General features: G+C 69.7%; 14 protein-coding genes. 13 read left to right on the plus strand and 1 reads right to left on the minus strand.

All coding sequences use genetic code 11. From position 1 onward, the window contains the following. The first annotated feature begins 5 nt into the window (after positions 1-5). From P8A20_RS24185 to P8A20_RS24200, 4 genes are read left to right on the plus strand one after another with little or no spacing between them, the layout of a single operon-like run. The gene (locus tag P8A20_RS24185; protein ID WP_371606790.1) at positions 6-983 is read left to right on the plus strand and encodes a Gfo/Idh/MocA family protein; all 978 of its coding nucleotides are present in this window, start codon (positions 6-8) and stop codon (positions 981-983) included. Continuing rightward, positions 973-2544 carry a glycosyltransferase family 4 protein gene (locus P8A20_RS24190; RefSeq protein ID WP_261988975.1) on the plus strand — a complete coding sequence of 524 codons (1572 nt, stop codon included), beginning with the start codon at positions 973-975 and terminating at the stop codon, positions 2542-2544. The genes P8A20_RS24185 and P8A20_RS24190 overlap by 11 nt, the downstream gene beginning before the upstream one ends. Beyond that, positions 2541-4169 carry a glycosyltransferase family 2 protein gene (locus P8A20_RS24195; protein ID WP_147963408.1) on the plus strand — a complete coding sequence of 543 codons (1629 nt, stop codon included), beginning with the start codon at positions 2541-2543 and terminating at the stop codon, positions 4167-4169. The genes P8A20_RS24190 and P8A20_RS24195 overlap by 4 nt, the downstream gene beginning before the upstream one ends. Next, positions 4166-5449 carry a nucleotide sugar dehydrogenase gene (locus tag P8A20_RS24200; RefSeq protein WP_306104255.1) on the plus strand — a complete coding sequence of 428 codons (1284 nt, stop codon included), beginning with the start codon at positions 4166-4168 and terminating at the stop codon, positions 5447-5449. Before P8A20_RS24195 ends, P8A20_RS24200 begins: the two co-directional genes overlap by 4 nt. 42 nt (positions 5450-5491) lie before the next feature. Here the strand turns inward: P8A20_RS24200 and P8A20_RS24205 are convergent, their stop codons facing one another. Next, complete coding sequence (locus P8A20_RS24205) at positions 5492-6106, minus strand: acyltransferase (protein WP_306104256.1); 615 nt, start codon at positions 6104-6106, stop codon at positions 5492-5494. A gap of 277 nt (positions 6107-6383) precedes the next feature. Here P8A20_RS24205 and rplU point away from each other — a divergent pair, with 277 nt between their 5' ends. The 9 genes from rplU (at position 6384) to rfbD (ending at position 17353) form a co-directional block, all read left to right on the plus strand. Beyond that, a complete protein-coding gene (gene rplU, locus P8A20_RS24210; RefSeq protein ID WP_015577124.1) occupies positions 6384-6704 on the plus strand; it encodes a 50S ribosomal protein L21 in 321 nt (106 codons plus the stop codon). A gap of 14 nt (positions 6705-6718) precedes the next feature. Then, a complete protein-coding gene (gene rpmA / locus P8A20_RS24215; protein ID WP_014045902.1) occupies positions 6719-6976 on the plus strand; it encodes a 50S ribosomal protein L27 in 258 nt (85 codons plus the stop codon). A 138-nt stretch (positions 6977-7114) separates the two neighbouring features. Continuing rightward, entirely contained in the window at positions 7115-8551 is a 1437-nt protein-coding gene (gene obgE / locus P8A20_RS24220) for a GTPase ObgE (RefSeq protein ID WP_147963405.1), read from the plus strand. A 378-nt stretch (positions 8552-8929) separates the two neighbouring features. Further along, positions 8930-10429 carry a bifunctional cytidylyltransferase/SDR family oxidoreductase gene (locus tag P8A20_RS24225; protein ID WP_147963404.1) on the plus strand — a complete coding sequence of 500 codons (1500 nt, stop codon included), beginning with the start codon at positions 8930-8932 and terminating at the stop codon, positions 10427-10429. A 138-nt stretch (positions 10430-10567) separates the two neighbouring features. Beyond that, positions 10568-12763 (plus strand): hypothetical protein, encoded by a 2196-nt coding sequence (locus P8A20_RS24230; protein ID WP_147963403.1) that lies wholly within the window; start codon positions 10568-10570, stop codon positions 12761-12763. Positions 12764-13019: 256 nt separating this feature from the next. Further along, positions 13020-14267: a glycosyltransferase family 2 protein gene (locus tag P8A20_RS24235; RefSeq protein WP_147963402.1), complete on the plus strand. Its 1248-nt coding sequence runs from the start codon at positions 13020-13022 to the stop codon at positions 14265-14267. 154 nt (positions 14268-14421) lie between these two features. Further along, the gene (locus tag P8A20_RS24240) at positions 14422-15489 is read left to right on the plus strand and encodes a glucose-1-phosphate thymidylyltransferase (protein ID WP_147963401.1); all 1068 of its coding nucleotides are present in this window, start codon (positions 14422-14424) and stop codon (positions 15487-15489) included. Further along, positions 15486-16472, plus strand: a complete 987-nt coding sequence (gene rfbB, locus P8A20_RS24245; RefSeq protein ID WP_147963400.1) for a dTDP-glucose 4,6-dehydratase — start codon at positions 15486-15488, stop codon at positions 16470-16472. The genes P8A20_RS24240 and rfbB overlap by 4 nt, the downstream gene beginning before the upstream one ends. Further along, positions 16469-17353: a dTDP-4-dehydrorhamnose reductase gene (gene rfbD / locus P8A20_RS24250; protein WP_306104257.1), complete on the plus strand. Its 885-nt coding sequence runs from the start codon at positions 16469-16471 to the stop codon at positions 17351-17353. Before rfbB ends, rfbD begins: the two co-directional genes overlap by 4 nt. Positions 17354-17491 lie beyond the last annotated feature (138 nt).

Raw genomic sequence — 17491 nt, forward strand, 5'->3', positions numbered from 1 at the left:
GCTCCATGGGCCGCCACCACGCCCGCGTTCTCACCGCCCTGGAAGGCGTCACCCTGGCAGGCGTCGTCGACCCGCTGGGCGACAAGAACGGCTGGGCGCAGGGGGCTCCCGTGCTGACGGACGTCGAGGACCTGCTCGCCATGGGCATCGACTACGCCGTCGTCGCCTGCCCGACGGGCCTGCACGAGGAAGTCGGCCTGAGACTCGCCGAGGCCGGAGTGTGCGTGCTCGTCGAGAAACCGCTCGCGGACTCCGTCGAAGGCGCCCTGCGTCTCGTGGACGCCTTCGAGTCACGGAACCTGACGGCGGGCGTCGGCCACATCGAACGGTGCAACCCCGCCCTGCGTTCGCTCCGCAGCCGCCTGGAGACCGGCGAACTCGGAGATGTGTACCAGGTGGTGACCAGACGTCAGGGGCCCTATCCGCACCGCATCGCCGACGTCGGCGTGATCAAGGACCTGGCGACCCACGACATCGACCTGACGGCCTGGATGACCGGCCGGAGCTATGTGTCGATCGCGGCCCACACGGTGTCGAAGTCCGGCCGGCCGTACGAGGACATGGTCAGCGCGGTGGGCCGGCTCTCCGACGGGACCATGGTCAACCACCTGGTCAACTGGCTGAGCCCGCTCAAGGAACGCTTCACCTCGGTCACCGGCGAGCGCGGCTGCCTCGTCGCGGACACCCTGACCGCCGACCTGACGTTCTACTCGAACGCCTCGGTCGCCACCGAATGGGAAGCCCTGCGGGCGTTCCGCGGCGTCTCCGAGGGCGACATGATCCGTTACGCGATCCCCAAGCGTGAGCCCCTGCTCGTCGAACACGAACTCTTCCGGGACGCCGTGCAGGGCATCTCCTCCGACATCTGCACACTGCGGCAGGGGCTGCGCACCGTGGAGGTGGCCGCATCCCTGCTCGACTCGGCCAGGAGCGGGCGCACGGTGGTCTTCGAGGCGGAGGAGGCGGTGCGCCATGGAGCATGACCACCCGGTCGCGGCGCCCCTGCGCGGGAAGATCGTCATGCTGGTCGAGAACGGGGTGAAGGGTGATTCCCGGGTCCAGAAGGAGGCCCTGTCGGCCGCCGCGGCAGGCTGGGACGTGGTGCTCCTCGGCAAGTCCCCCGACAAGAAGGCCAGGAGCTGGCGGCTGGGTGAGGCCCGGGTCCGCCTGCTGCCGGTCCCGACGCCCCTGCACCGACGCCGCCACGAATACCGCCGGGCGGTGCTCCGCGCTCCGCTCGCCTACCCGCCGGGACCACTTGCCGAATACCGCAAGCAGCGGATGAAGGCGTGGCGCGCCGAGCTCAACCTCCAGGTCATCGAAACCGGGCGGACCGGCTCCGCCGTCGCGCGGACAAGGCTGCTGCCGACACGTCTGCTGTCCCGGGGCATGCACCGGTGGGTCCGGCTGCGGGCCCGGCACACCGCTGCGCTGGAGCGCCGCCGCAAGGACATGGACACCCCGCTCGACCGGTTCACCACGGCCTTCTGGGTCCGTGCGATGGGGGAGAGGGCCTGGCGTCGGCTCGACCCCGGTCTGTGGGACCTGGAGCTCGCCTACGGCAAGGTCATCGACTCCCTCGAACCCGACCTGATCCACGCCAACGACTTCCGGATGCTCGGCGTGGGCGCGCGTGCCAAGCTGCGGGCCGAGGCCAGGGGCCGCACCGTGAAACTCGTGTGGGACGCACACGAGTTCCTGCCCGGCATCAAGCCCTGGAACCCGCACCCGCGCTGGCACGTCGCCCAGTGCGCCCACGAGCGGGAACACGCCAAGTACGCGGACGCCGTCACGACCGTGTCGGCCACCCTCGCGCAGATGCTGGTCGAGCACCACGGGCTGCGGGAACTCCCGGAGGTGGTGCTCAACGCTCCCGACACCGTGACCCCCGCGGAAGGAGCCTTCGAGCCCGTCCCCGACCTGCGGGCGCTGTGCGGTATCGGACCCCAGGTGCCACTGGCGGTCTACAGCGGCTCCGCCGCTCCGCAGAGAGGGCTCGACATCATGGTCGAGGCCCTGCCGCAGCTCCCGGGCACCCACGTCGCCTTCGTCGTCCCGCGCGGCAACTCGCTCTACATGCAGGCACTCAAGAAGCGGGCGGTCGCACTCGCCGTGCAGGACCGTGTGCACATCCTGCCGTACGTGCCGCACGACCAGGTGGTCCGCCACCTGGCCGCGGCTGACGTCGGCGTCATCCCGATCCACCACTGGCCGAACCACGAGATCGCCCTGATCACCAAGTTCTTCGAGTACTCCCACGCCCGGCTGCCCCTCGTCGTCAGTGACGTCCGGACGATGGGCGCGATGGCCACCACGACCGGGCAGGGAGAGGTCTTCACCGCTGAGGACGTCACGGACTACGTGCGGGCGGTGACCGCGGTCCTCGCCGACCCCCGGCGCTACCGCGAGGCCTACCACCGGCCGGGCATGCTCGCGGAGTGGACCTGGGAGGCGCAGGCGGCCGTCCTCGACAGCGTGTACTCCCGGCTCGTCGAGGGCGCGCGCGCACCGGTGGGCGAACGGATGGCACCGGTGACCTCATGACGGCGTGCCCCGACGTCACCGTGATCGTCGCCGTGTACAACACGATGCCCTACCTGACGGAGTGCCTGAACTCCCTGGTGAAGCAGAGCATCGGGCCGGAACGCCTGGAGGTGATCGCGGTCGACGACGGCTCCACGGACGACAGCGCGAGGGAACTCGACCGGTTCGCAGAACGGTACCCGGCGGTCGTGACGGTGCTGCGCCAGCCCAACTCCGGTGGTCCCGCCGCCCCGAGCAACCGCGCCCTGGACAAGGCCACCGGACGCTACGTCTTCTTCGTAGGCTCCGACGACCACCTGGGCGAGGAGGCGCTGGAGCGGCTGGTGGCCTGTGCGGACACCTACGAATCGGACGTCGTCGCGGGCCGGATGGTCGGAGTAGGCGGACGGTACGTGCACCAGAAGCTGTACGCCCGCAACGCCCCCGACGTCAGCCTGTACGACTCACCCCTGCCGTTCACCCTGGCGAACACCAAGCTGTTCAGGCGCGACCTGGTGGAGAAGCACCACCTGCGTTTCCCGGAGGACCTGCCCGTCGGCAGCGACCAGCCGTTCACCATCGAGGCGTGCGTGCGCGCCCGCCGCATCTCGGTGCTCGCCGACTACATCTGCTACTACGCCGTCAAGCGTGGCGACGCGAGCAACATCACCTACCGGGCCGACCACCTGGCCCGGCTGCGGTGCACCGCCCGGATCATGGACCACGTGGCCGGTCTCGTCCCGGCCGGACCTCGGCGGGACGCGCTCCTCGCACGGCACTTCGCCTGGGAGCTCTCCAAGCTCCTGCTGACGGACTTCCCGGCGCTCGACACCGACACCCGGCGGCGCGTCTGCGAAGGGCTGTCCGTGCTGCTGGACGCGTACTGGACCGACGCGCTGCGCGACGGTACGGGCGTGAAGCGCCGGGTCCGCTTCGGGCTGGCGGGGAGCGGGGCCCTGGAGGCCCTGAGCAGGGCCGTCACGGACGAGGCCGCCTCCGGAGCCCCGCCCTTCCGGCTGGAGGGCGATCGCGCCTTCGCCGTCCACCCGGGCTTCAGGGACCCCGGCGTGGGACTGGACGACCGGTACTACGAGGTCCTCGGCGAGACGGTGGCGGGCAGGCTCGCGGCGGGTACGGAGCTGGAGTCGGCCGACTGGGAACAGAGCGGTGAGGAACTCCGGCTCGTCGTGCGGCTGAGGCTCCGGGTCGTCGGGGACGTGGACTCCCTGGTGGTCGCCCTGGTGCAGGGCGCCATGCCGCAGAGCGCGGACCGGGCGGGCGCCCGCCGGCTGCCCGGCGGGGACGGACGTCCACCGGCACCCGGCGACTTCACCTTCGTGGCGACCGCGGACGGCCTCGGCACACAGGTCCACGCCCGCGTCCCGGTCCCCGCGGTCCTGGCCACGAAAGGGGTCCGCGTCTACGTCGACGTCGCGGGGTCGACCTACGAGATCCCGGTGCGAACCGAGGGGCGGCCCATGCCGCTGGCCCGCCGCTGGGGCGAGGCCGTGCCCCACCGGGTCGCGGCGAGGCCGAACACCAAGGGCCGGCTCGTGATCACGACAGCTCCACTGGTGGAGTCCCGGAACGGACCGGGTACCAGGCTGTGGAGGCTGTTGAGACCGAAGAGGAAGCGAAGCCGATGAACATCTGTGTAGTCGCCCTTGGCAAGATCGGGCTCCCGCTCGCCGTGCAGTTCGCCGCCAAAGGCCACACGGTCATCGGGGCGGACGTCGACGAGAGGGTCGTCGCACTGGTGAACGCGGCCACCGAGCCGTTCCCCGGCGAGCACGGCCTGGCTGCCAGGATCGAGGAGACGGTGGGCGCGGGGCTGCTCTCCGCGACGACGGACACCACGGCCGCGGTCGCGGCGTCCGACGCCGTCGTGATCGTCGTCCCGCTGTTCGTGGACGCCGGGGGCACCCCGGACTTCGGCTGGATGGACGCGGCGACGAAGGCCGTCGCCGCGGGCCTGCGGCCCGGCACCCTTGTCAGCTACGAGACCACCCTGCCGGTCGGCACCACCCGTACGCGCTGGGCGCCGATGCTCGCGGAAGGATCCGGGCTCACCCCGGGGCGCGACTTCCCCCTCGTCTTCTCCCCGGAACGGGTCCTGACCGGCCGCGTCTTCGCCGACCTGCGGCGCTACCCCAAGCTTGTCGGCGGTATCGACGAGGCGTCGACGCTGCGGGGCGTCGAGTTCTACGAGACCGTGCTCGACTTCGACGAGCGTGACGACCTGCCCCGTCGCAACGGAGTCTGGAACCTCGGTACGGCGGAGGCCTCCGAGCTGGCGAAGCTCGCCGAGACCACCTACCGGGACGTCAACATCGGTCTGGCCAACCAGTTCGCCCGCTTCGCCGGCCTGCACGGCATCGACGTCGAGCAGGTCATCGACGCCTGCAACAGCCAGCCCTACAGCCACATCCACCGGCCCGGCATCGCCGTCGGCGGCCACTGCATCCCGGTCTACCCGCAGATGTACCTGTGGAACGACCCGGACGCGACCGTGGTGCGGGCGGCCCGCGAGGCCAACGCCGCGATGCCCCGCCACGCCGTCGACCTGCTGGCCGCCGCCTACGGCGACCTGGAGGGCGTCGGGGTCCTGGTACTGGGCGCCGCCTATCGCGGCGGTGTCAAGGAGACCGCGTTCTCCGGCGTCTTCGGCGTGGTCGAGGCGCTCCGGGAGCGCGGCGCGGTGGCCTTCGTCTCGGACCCCCTGTACGGGCCCGACGAGCTGCGGGCCCTGGGCCTCGTCCCGCACGAGGACCAGACCGTCACCGCGGCGATCCTCCAGACCGACCACCCCGGGTACCGCGAGCTGTCCGCGGACGCCCTGCCGGACGTCCGTGTCCTCGTCGACGGCCGCCGCACGACGGACCCGGACCTGTGGAAGGGAGTGCGCAGGGTGGTGATCGGCGGCTGACCTCAGCGGGATCCGCCGGGGGAGTCCGCAGGCGGTCCCGGGTCAGAGACCTCGGCCGGTGGTGCGCTCCGTGAGGGCGCCACCGGCCTCGTCGTGGAGCGCTCCGGTCTCCGGGCACTCCCAGACGCCCGGCTCGTCGGCGCGCTCGACGAGGGAGACACCACTGCGCCCCACCCAGCCGACCCTGCGGGCCGGCACGCCCACGACCAGGCCGAAGTCAGGGACGTCATGGGTCACGACGGCGCCCGCCGCCACCATCGCCCACCGGCCGATGCGCAGGGGCGCGACACACACGGACCGGGCGCCGAGCGAGGCGCCCTCGGCCACCGTCACACCCACGGCCTCCCAGTCGCCGCCGCGCTTCTGCCGTCCTTCGGGGCCGACGGACCGCGGGTTGCGGTCGTTGGTGAGGACCACGGCGGGGCCGACGAAGACGCCGTCACCGAGTTCGGCCGGCTCGTAGACCAGGGCGTAGTTCTGCAGCTTGACGTTGTCGCCGATCCTCACGCCCGTGCCCACGTACGCCCCGCGGCCCACCACACAGCCCTCGCCGAGCCTGGCCCCCTCGCGGATCTGGGCGAGATCCCAGACACTGCTGCCCTCCCCGATCTCGGCACTCTCGTCGACCTGGGCGGTGGGCTGGACCCTGTAGTTCACGTGCAGCACCTTTCGTGGGACGGATCAGGGCAAATCGTACGGTCGCCCCAGGGGTCCTGTCCGGGCGGAGGCGACGGGCGGGACCCGGTTTGACCCTCCGGGGTGCGCCCCCGTAATCTTGACTCTCGGCGTGTTTCTGTGCGCCTACCCCCTGAGCACATCCCTCCCGGTGATCCGTCCCCGGGGGAGGCCGCTCATCCTTCCGGACTGTCGTGGGCCCCGGCCCGTGCGGGCGGCTGGCATCAGGGGATCCGTTCCGAGTGAGAGAGAGATCCGCGTGTACGCCATCGTGCGCAGCGGTGGTCGCCAGCACAAGGTTGCTGTCGGCGACATCGTTGAGGTTGACAAGATTTCCACCGCCAAGGTTGGCGACACGGTCGAGCTCTCGACCCTGCTCGTTGTCGACGGCGACGCCGTGACCAGCGACCCGTGGGTGCTGGACGGCATCAAGGTCCAGGCCGAGATCGTGGACCACCACAAGGGCGCGAAGATCGACATCCTTCGCTACAAGAACAAGACGGGTTACCGCCGTCGCCAGGGTCACCGCCAGCAGTACACGGCGATCAAGGTCACCGGTATCCCCGCGGCTGCGAAGTAAGGGACTGAGGAGACATGGCACACAAGAAGGGCGCATCGTCCACTCGGAACGGGCGCGATTCCAATGCTCAGCGGCTCGGCGTGAAGCGCTTCGGCGGTCAGGCCGTCAACGCCGGTGAGATCCTGGTCCGCCAGCGCGGCACCCACTTCCACCCGGGCACGGGCGTCGGCCGTGGCGGCGACGACACGCTGTTCGCGCTGACCGCCGGTGCGGTGGAGTTCGGTACGCACCGTGGCCGCAAGGTCGTGAACATCGTTCCCGTCGCTGCCTGATCCAGGCAACGGCTGAACGTCGCAGCACCTTCCGAGGGCGGATCTCAGCTTTCCCGGTATCCGGGGAAGCGGGTCCGCCCTCGGCGCGTTACGTCAAGAGACAATCCGTATTTTTCCGCAGTACCTGGAGGCCCCACCATGACCACCTTCGTGGACCGCGTCGAGCTGCATGCCGCCGCGGGTAACGGAGGCCACGGCGTGGCCTCCGTGCACCGTGAGAAGTTCAAGCCGCTGGGCGGCCCCGACGGGGGCAACGGCGGACGCGGCGGCGACGTGATCCTCGTCGTCGAGCAGGCCGTCACCACTCTGCTCGACTACCACCACCACCCTCACCGCAAGGCCACGAACGGCCAGCCCGGCGCGGGCGACAACCGTTCGGGCAAGGACGGTCAGGACCTCGTGCTGCCCGTCCCGGACGGCACCGTCGTCCTCGACAAGGCCGGCAACGTACTGGCCGACCTCGTCGGTCAGGGCACCACCTTCGTCGCGGGCCAGGGCGGCCGCGGCGGCCTCGGCAACGCCGCGCTGGCCTCCGCCCGTCGCAAGGCGCCCGGATTCGCGCTGCTCGGCGAGCCGGGCGAGAGCCGGGACATCGTCCTGGAGCTCAAGACCGTCGCCGACGTCGCGCTCGTCGGCTACCCGAGCGCCGGCAAGTCCTCGCTGATCTCGGTGCTCTCCGCGGCCAAGCCGAAGATCGCGGACTACCCGTTCACGACCCTGGTCCCCAACCTGGGCGTCGTCACCGCGGGCTCCACCGTCTACACCATCGCGGACGTCCCGGGCCTCATCCCGGGCGCCAGCCAGGGCAAGGGCCTCGGCCTGGAGTTCCTGCGGCACGTCGAGCGCTGCTCCGTCCTGGTGCACGTCCTGGACACCGCCACGCTGGAGTCGGACCGTGACCCCCTCTCCGACCTGGACATGATCGAGGAGGAGCTGCGGCTGTACGGCGGCCTCGAGGACCGCCCGCGCATCGTCGCGCTCAACAAGGTCGACATCCCGGACGGCCAGGACCTGGCCGACATGATCCGCCCCGACCTGGAGGAGCGCGGCTACCGCGTCTTCGAGGTCTCGGCCATCGCGCACAAGGGCCTCAACGACCTCAGCTACGCCCTGGCGGGGATCATCGCCGAGGCGCGGGCCACGAAGCCGAAGGAGGAGTCGACGCGCATCGTCATCCGTCCCAAGGCCGTCGACGACGCCGGTTTCACCGTGACGGTCGAGGAGGACGGCATCTACCGCGTGCGCGGCGAGAAGCCCGAGCGCTGGATCCGGCAGACCGACTTCAACAACGACGAGGCCGTCGGCTACCTCGCCGACCGGCTCAACCGCCTCGGCGTCGAGGACCAGCTCCGCAAGGCGGGTGCCCAGGCCGGCGACGGCGTGGCCATCGGCCCCGAGGAGAACGCGGTCGTCTTCGACTGGGAGCCGACCATGGCCGCCGGCGCCGAGATGCTGGGCCGCCGAGGTGAGGACCACCGCATGGAGGCGCCCCGTCCCGCCGCTCAGCGACGCCGCGAACGCGAGTCGGAGCGCGACGACCCGCAGCGCGAGTACGACGAGTTCGACCCCTTCTAGGGGCGCCGCGCGTCGTGGGCGGACTCCGCTCCACGGCGCAGGACCTCCCGTACGGGTCGTGCGGGGCTTCACCGGCCCCGCACGACCCGGGCGATCCGTCAGCGGGCTCCGGGGCTCGCGCACCGGGGGGCCCGGGGCGGGATCCCACCGGAAACCGGCAGGTGACGGGCCCGGCGCGGCCGCTCATGTGCAGATTGCGTCACACATCTGTGTAGCCGGGCAGCTCGGGTCGGGCCCCGGAGGAGCCAATCTGCCTGGCCAGACGGTGAACCGCAGGTTTCCCGGGGGCGAGTGGCAGTAAACGTCCGCCTTGCGAGACGGTCGCGGAGAGTGCGACCATCACACTGTTCCCCCCTGTCATCGCAAGGTAGGTCGTCTGTGTCTGTGCCGCATGAAGCCAAGCCCCGGACCACAGCGGTCGTGCTCGCCGGTGGGACCGGCCAACGCGTGGGCCTGTCGATCCCCAAGCAGCTGCTGAAGATCGCCGGTAAGGCCGTCATCGAGCACACGCTGACCATCTTCCAGAACGCCGAGGACATCGACGACGTCATCGTGCTGATGGCGCCGGGCTTCGTGCCCGACGTCGAGAAGATCGTCGCCAAGGCCGGGCTGACCAAGGTCATCAAGGTCATCGAGGGTGGCAGCACCCGGAACGAGACCACCGAGCGTGCCATCGCGGCCCTCGGCGAGGGGCTCGCGGAGGGTGAGGACCGCAACGTCCTCTTCCACGACGCGGTCCGTCCGCTGCTGTCGCAGCGTGTCATCAAGGACTGCGTCGACGCCCTCGGCCGCTACCAGGCCGTCGACGTCGCCATCCCGTCCGCCGACACGATCATCGTGACCCGAACCCACGGCGAGGACGGCGAGTTCATCACCGACGTCCCGGACCGGTCCCGGCTGCGCCGCGGCCAGACCCCGCAGGCGTTCAAGCTGTCCACGATCCGCAAGGCGTACGAGGTCGCGGCCGGCGACCCGAACTTCCAGGCCACCGACGACTGCTCGGTCGTCCTGCGGTACCTCCCCGACGTGCCGATCCACGTGGTCGCGGGCGACGAGTACAACATGAAGGTCACCCAGCCGGTCGACGTCTTCATCACGGACAAGCTCTTCCAGCTGGCCTCCACCGCGGCGCCGCGCCAGGCCGACGAGGCCGCCTACCGTGAGCTGCTGTCGGGCAAGACCCTGGTGGTCTTCGGCGGTTCGTACGGCATCGGCGCCGACATCGGCACGCTGGCCGAGCAGTACGGCGCCAAGGTGTACGCCCTGGGCCGCTCCACCACCGGTACGCACGTGGAGAACCCCGAGCACATCGACGACGCGCTGTCGAAGGCCTACGCGGAGACCGGCCGCATCGACTACGTCATCAACACCGCGGGTGTGCTGCGCATCGGCAAGCTGGCCGAGACGGACAACACGACGATCCAGGAAGCGCTGAACGTCAACTACCTGGCGCCCGTGCAGATCGCCCGCGCCTCGTACAAGTACCTGGCGGAGACCCAGGGGCAGTTGCTCCTGTACACCTCCAGCAGCTACACCCGGGGCCGTGCCGAGTACAGCCTCTACTCCTCCACCAAGGCCGCGATGGTGAACCTCACTCAGGCGCTCGCCGACGAGTGGGCGGGCGAGGGCGTCCGGGTCAACTGCGTGAACCCGGAGCGCACCGCCACCCCCATGCGGACCAAGGCGTTCGGCCAGGAGCCGGAGGGCTCGCTGCTCTCCTCGGAGGCCGTGGCGCGCACCTCGCTCGACGTCCTCCTGTCCGCGATGACGGGCCACGTCATCGACGTACGGCAGCAGGACCCGACCCGTGACGTCGCGGAGGCGTCTGGATTCGAACAGGCCCTGGCCTCGGTGCTGGACCGTCAAGAAGATGTGTAATAATTCTTGACAAATGTGCTTTTTTTCGGGCCTCTGGAATCACTCGACAGTGATTCCAGAGGCCCGAATGCGTGAAGCCGCACCTTCACATTTCCCTCAATACGTGAAACAACCGGCACCCCCTGGAGCAGGTTCTTCGTGATTTCCACAGCCATCCGCCTGGCCCGTGTGGGCAGTGGGTCTGAACTGGCGGCAGCGATACTGATGATGCTGGGTTATCCCTGCGTCATGGTCGCCGCTCTCGTCCCTGATATCTGGTTCTTCGCGGCGGCCACGGCTGTCACGTACATCGCGGACTGGTTCCTGCACCAGCGCGGCAGTTACCTGGTCAACAGGCTCGGAAAGGTGCGGGCGGGTCTGTCCATCCGCTTCCTGCTCCGTCAGCTGATGATCATCCTGCTCCTGGCCCGGCTGGACCTCTCGCAGGAACCTCTCTTCTACGCAGCTGTCGCCTGCTTCCTGCTCTTCTACGGTCTCCAGGCTCCGCACGGCGCGCTGACGACGCTGATCCGTCTGCGCCGCACCCTGCCGATCGTCACCCGGAACGTGGACCTGCACTCCATCCGCATCCCGGACGGTCCTCCGCGCGCACTGCTGCACCGGGCCAGCGAGAAGATGCTGCACCTCGACCTCCCCGCTGTGGTGGGGGTCCTGATCGCAGCGGGCACGGGCGAGGACGTCATCGGGTACGCCGGTGCCGCTCTGACGCTGGTGCTGGCCCTCGGCTACAACGCGGTGCTCGTCCCGTACCTGCGCCGGAACAGGCGGGCGCCCTCCGCCCCCGCCGTGCTGAAGGCCCTGGACACCTGGCTGGGCGAGTACCAGCCGACCGTCGTGCTCTACTTCTCCGGCTCCAGCGAGTCCGCCTACCAGGGCAACATGTGGCTGGACACCATGGCCGCAGTCGAGGGCCGCCCGCTGATCGTCATGCGCGAACGCAACCTCGTGTCGCAGCTCGCGGACACCGCCGTGCCCGTGGTCTGCGTGCCGGCGGGCACCCACCTGATGAACATGGACCTCTCCAGCGTCCGGGTGTGCCTGTATCCGGCCAACGTCGGCAAGAACATCCACATGCTGCGCGTCCCGACGATGAAGCACGTCTTCATCGGCCACGGCGACAGCGACAAGCTGGCCAGCGTCAACCCGTACTCCAAGGTGTACGACGAGGTGTGGACGGCGGGCCGCGCAGGCCGCGACCGTTACGCCCTGGCCGATGTCGGTGTCCGCGACGAGGACATCGTCGAGGTGGGACGACCGCAGCTGGCGCCGATCGAGACCTGGAGCGGCACCACGCGGAACCCCGTCCCCACGGTGCTGTACGCCCCCACCTGGGAGGGCTGGGACGACAACCCGGGCAACACGTCACTCCTCCTCGCCGGTGAGAACATCGTCCGCCGGCTGCTGAAGGCCGACAGCCCGGTCCGGGTCATCTACAAGCCGCACCCCTTCACCGGTATCCGCAGCGCCAAGGCAAAGGCCGTCAACGCCCGGATCGAGAACCTGATCGCCACCTCCGCGCAGCAGCGCGCCGCCGATCCCCGCTGGGTGAAGGAGGCTGCCGCCGCCGCTGCCGGACAGGCGGAGGCGAAGGCGGAGCTGGTCCGGATCGAGGGCCGCCTGGCGGAGCTCGCGAAGCCGGGACGCGCGGGCGCCGACGAGTCGGAGGCCTCCCGCCTCTCGCTCGCCGACCCGGCCCGTCAGACCGAGATCACCACCCTGCGTGCCGAGTGGAACGACGCCTACTGGCGTTCCTTCGGCTGGTGGGAGCACAAGACGGTGACCGGCTCCCAGCCGAAGCTGTACGACTGCTTCAACCAGTCCGACGCCATGGTCTCGGACATCTCCAGCGTGGTGTCCGACTTCATCGCGAGCGGGAAGCCGTACGCGGTCACCGACTCGGCCGAGCTCGGTGCGGACGAGTTCAAGCGCCAGAACACCGCCGTGAGGGCCGCCGTCATCCTCTCCAACAGCGCCGCGGAGATCGACGAGCTGCTGCGGTCCGTCGCCGACCCGGCGTCGGACCCGCTCGCCGAAGGCCGTCACGAGCTGAAGACCTACCTGCTGGGTCCGGACGAGCCGACCTCCATGGAGCAGTTCAACGCCGCTGTCCTGGCACTCGCGGCCAAGGCCGAGACCCGCAACGCCGGCGTCGCCCAGCGTGTGGGCGGGCAGCAGCCGCCGGCACCCCTGCCGGACGCCGAGGCGGCGTCCAGCGGTGCGGGTGACGGCACGGCCGAGATCATCGCCGAGGCGGACGCCGCAGTCGATCCGGACGAGCCTGACGCCCCGGAGGCCGACGCCGGAATCGGCGCGGGTCCCACGACGGTCCGCTGATCACGGGGTCCGGCCGGCCCCGCCGAACTCGGTGGGGCCGGCCGGGCGCCAGGTCGTTCACCTGGTGTTATCCGCCTCGCCGGCATCCGGTCGAAGTTTGTACGATTTTCGACGCAACCCATACGACGGCCCGCCCGTCTCCTTCTGGGGGAGGGGAACGTACGGGCCGTTCGGCGTGTCTGTGCCGGGAACCAGCTATGTGCCGTCGTTCCATCGTTTCTCCTGATGAATACGCTTATGTGTGAACCGGGGAGAGATGGGCACCACCGCTACCACCAACACGCCAGATGTGACCGTGATCATCGGCGCCTACGAAGCGATGCCGTACCTGGTCCGCTGCCTGGAGTCCGTCGAGGCCCAGACGCTTCCGGCCGGGCGCATGGAGATCGTGGCCGTCGACGACGGATCGACCGACGGCACGGGGGAGTACCTGGAGGAGTTCGCCGCCAGGACCGCGATCGACATGCGCGTCGTCCGCCAGGAGAACTCAGGAGGCCCCAGCGGCCCGCGCAACGTCGGTCTCGGCCTCGCCCGAGGCCGGTACGTCTTCTTCCTCGACGCGGACGACTACTTCGGCGAGGAGGCCCTGGAGCGCATGGTCGCGATGGGTGACCGGGCCGGCACCGACGTGATCCTCGGCAAGGTGATCGGCGTCAACAGGGGGGCGCCCAAGTCGATGTGGTCGCGGACCGAGGAGCGGGTGGACGTCCACCGCTCCAAGGTCATATACACCCTCAGCGCGCAGAAGCTCTTCCGGCGCGACCTGCTGGAGCGCATCGGCCTGCGTTTCGACGAACGGCTCGAGACCGGCGAGGACGCCCTCTTCACGATGGAGGCGTATCTGCGCGGTGCGGGAGTCTCCGTCATCGCCGACTACACCTGCTACCACCTCGTCGGCCGCGACGACGGCAAGCACGCGACCAAGAGGGGCAGTTACGTCCTGCGCTTCGACGCGATGGAAGCCATGATGGCGCTCATCCACAGACTGGAGCCGGCCGGGCCGAAGCGTGACTTCCTCATGGTCAGACCCTTCACGGTCGGTATGCTCCAGCAGTTCACCCCCGGCCTCCTGAAGCAGCCGGAGGAGGAACAGCGGCACAAGATGGAACTCGCGGCTCCTCTGATGCGGAGCTACTGGACGAACGGTGTGGCCCGCAAGATCAAGGTGGCCGAGCGGCTCAGGCTCGCCTGTGTCGCGCGCGGCCGCCTCGACCTGCTCGCCGACGTACTGGAATTCCTGCGGGCCAAGAAGGTCCCGGACCTGGTCAGCTCGGACAAGGGCGACAAGCTCTTCCTCGCCTATCCGCACTTCCGGGACGAGGAGGCCGGGCTCCGGGACGCCGACTACCAGGTCACCGTGCCCGACTGGCACGGCACCGACCGGGTCACCAGGCCGAAGCGCATCCTGCGGTCCGCGCCGGAGCAGCCGTCCACGCCGCGGCGTATCGTCCGGCGGCTGCGCAGGGAGCTCCGTGGCTGGCGCGCACGACTGAGCACCAGCTGATGCCGGGCACCGTGGTCCACTCGGCGCACAAGGACGGCCGTTCACCGTCCTGCCGGGTGACCGGTGGCCCAACGGCTGGGAACTCAGGGATAAACTCGCACAATATTCATGGTCCCTCAAGGGATCTACATATCATCGTCGGGACAGGGACAAAGTGAAGGCTCTCGTACTCTCCGGTGGGGCGGGCACCCGCCTTCGCCCCATCACGCACACGTCGGCCAAGCAGCTGGTCCCGGTGGCGAACAAGCCCGTCCTCTTCTACGGGCTGGAAGCCATCGCGGAGGCCGGGATCACCGACGTCGGCATCATCGTCGGTGACACGGCTCCGGAGATCCGAGAGGCCGTCGGCGACGGCTCCGCTCTCGGGATCGACGTCACGTACATCCCGCAGGACGAGCCCCGTGGCCTGGCACACGCGGTGCTCATCGCCCGCGACTTCCTGGGGGACGACGACTTCGTCATGTACCTCGGTGACAACTTCATCGTCGGTGGAATCACCGGACTGGTCGAGGAGTTCCGCGCGGAACGCCCCGAGGCGCAGATCCTGCTGACCAAGGTGCCCAACCCGACCGCCTTCGGCGTCGCCGAACTCGACGCCCAGGGACGGGTCGCCTCCCTCGAGGAGAAGCCGAAGGAGCCGAAGAGCGATCTCGCGCTCGTCGGCGTCTACCTGTTCACCCCGGCCGTCCACGAGGCCGTGCGTTCGATCCAGCCCTCGTGGCGCGGCGAGCTGGAGATCACCCACGCCATCCAGTGGCTGATCGACCAGCAGCGCGACGTCCGCTCCACGACCATCTCCGGGTACTGGAAGGACACCGGCAACGTCACCGACATGCTGGAGGTCAACCGCTCCGTCCTGGAGACGCTGAAGGCCGTCACCGAGGGGACCGTCGACGAGAGCAGTGAGATCATCGGGCGGGTGCGGATCGAGGCGGGGGCCAAGGTCACCAGCAGCCGTATCGTCGGCCCCGTGATCATCGGTGCCGACGCGGTCATCAGCGACTCCTACGTCGGCCCGTTCACCTCGGTCTCGGAGGGATGCCGGATCGAGGACAGCGAGATCGAGTACTCCATCGTCCTGCGCGGTGCGTCCATCTCCGGTGTGCGCCGGGTCGAGGCCTCCCTCATCGGCCGGGACGTCGAAGTGACCCCCGCGCCCCGCAACCCGTCCGCCCACCGGCTCGTGCTCGGTGACCACAGCAAGGTGCAGATCTCTTCATGACGACCAACATCCTGGTGACCGGCGGGGCCGGATTCATCGGCTCCCACTACGTCCGTACCGTGCTGGGCCCCCAGGGACCGGGCGATGTCGCCGTGACGGTCCTCGACAAGCTCACGTACGCGGGCAACCCGGCCAACCTCGACGAGGTCCGTGACCACCCGGGCTTCGCCTTCGTCCAGGGCGACATCTGTGACGCCGAGCTCGTCGGCAAGCTGATGGCCGAGCACGACCAGGTCGTCCACTTCGCCGCCGAGTCCCACGTGGACCGCTCCATCGACGGCGGAGCGGAGTTCGTCCGTACGAACGTCGTGGGCACGCACACCCTGATCCACGCCGCGCACCTGGCCGGCGTCAAGACCTTCGTGCACATCTCGACGGACGAGGTCTACGGATCGATCGACGAGGGCTCCTGGCCCGAGACGCACCCGCTGGAGCCGAACTCGCCGTACTCCTCGGCCAAGGCGTCCAGCGATCTGATCGCCCTCTCGTACCACCGCACGCACGGCCTCGACGTGCGGGTGACCCGCTGTTCCAACAACTACGGGCACCACCACTTCCCCGAGAAGGTCATCCCGCTGTTCGTCACCAACCTTCTGGACGGCAAGACCGTGCCGCTGTACGGCGACGGCGCCAATGTGCGCGACTGGCTGCACATCGACGACCACGTCCAGGGCATCGAGCTCGTCCGCACGAAGGGCCGCGCCGGCGAGGTCTACAACATCGGCGGCGGCACCGAGCTCTCCAACAAGGAGCTCACCGGACTGCTCCTGGAAGCCTGCGGCGCCGACTGGGAGACCAGCGTCACCTACGTCGAGGACCGCAAGGGCCACGACAGGCGCTACTCCGTCGACTGCACGAAGATCCGCGAGGAGCTCGGCTACGAGCCCCGCACGGACTTCGCCACGGGCCTCGCCGACACCGTGCAGTGGTACCGCGACAACCGCGCCTGGTGGGAGCCGCTGAAGGACCGGGCAGCGCTGTGAGCGCCGTCTGGCTCGTCACCGGAGCCGGAGGAATGCTGGGCCAGGACGTCCTGGCCCGGCTCGCCGTCGACGGCGTCACCGCAGTGGCGGCGGGACGGGACACCGTCGACATCGCCGACGAGGCCGCGGTCCGAGCCGCCTTCGAGGAGCACCGCCCCGCAGTGGTCGTCAACTGCGCCGCCTGGACAGCCGTCGACGACGCGGAGACGGACGAGGAAGCCGCGCTGCGCGTCAACGGCAGGGGCCCGGCGGTGCTCGCCCGGGCATGCCAGGAGTACGGAGCCGTACTCCTGCAGGTCTCCACGGACTACGTCTTCGCGGGCGACGCCGCCCGGCCCTACCCGGAGGACGCCCCGACCGGCCCGCGCAGCGCCTACGGCCGGACCAAGCTGGCAGGGGAACAGGCGGTACTGGACGTGTTGCCGGACAGCGGATACATCGTCCGGACCGCCTGGCTGTACGGTGCGGCCGGCGGTAACTTCGTCCGGACGATGATCAAGCTGGAAAGAGTCAAGGACACCCTCGACGTGGTGGACGACCAGCGCGGGCAGCCGACCTGGACCGTCGATCTGGCCGACCGGCTGGTCCGGCTCGGGCAGGGCGCTCTCGCCGGTACCGCTCCCGCCGGTGTCTACCACGGCACCAGCGGCGGTGAGACGACCTGGTTCGGACTGACCCGGGAGATCTTCCGACTGCTGGACACCGATCCGGAGCGGGTGCGCCCCACCACGAGCGAGGCCTTCGTACGGCCGGCTCCCCGACCCGCCTACAGCGTGCTGGGGCACGACCGCTGGAAGGAGGCCGGGATCGAGCCGCTCCGTGACTGGCGGAGCGCGCTCGGCGAGGCGTTCCCCGCGCTGCTCGCCGCGGAACGATCCTGACGCTTCTCAGCCGCGCCGACGCAGAGGGCCGGGCCCTTCCCCAGAGGAAGAGCCCGGCCTTCGCCGTATCCGGGCCCCACCCTCCGCCGGGCGCGGAGATGTCCTACGGAAAGACTCCCGTGCGACACATTCATGGGA

This window comes from Streptomyces sp. Alt3, assembly GCF_030719215.1.
GTDB classification, from domain to species: Bacteria; Actinomycetota; Actinomycetes; order Streptomycetales; family Streptomycetaceae; genus Streptomyces; species Streptomyces glycanivorans.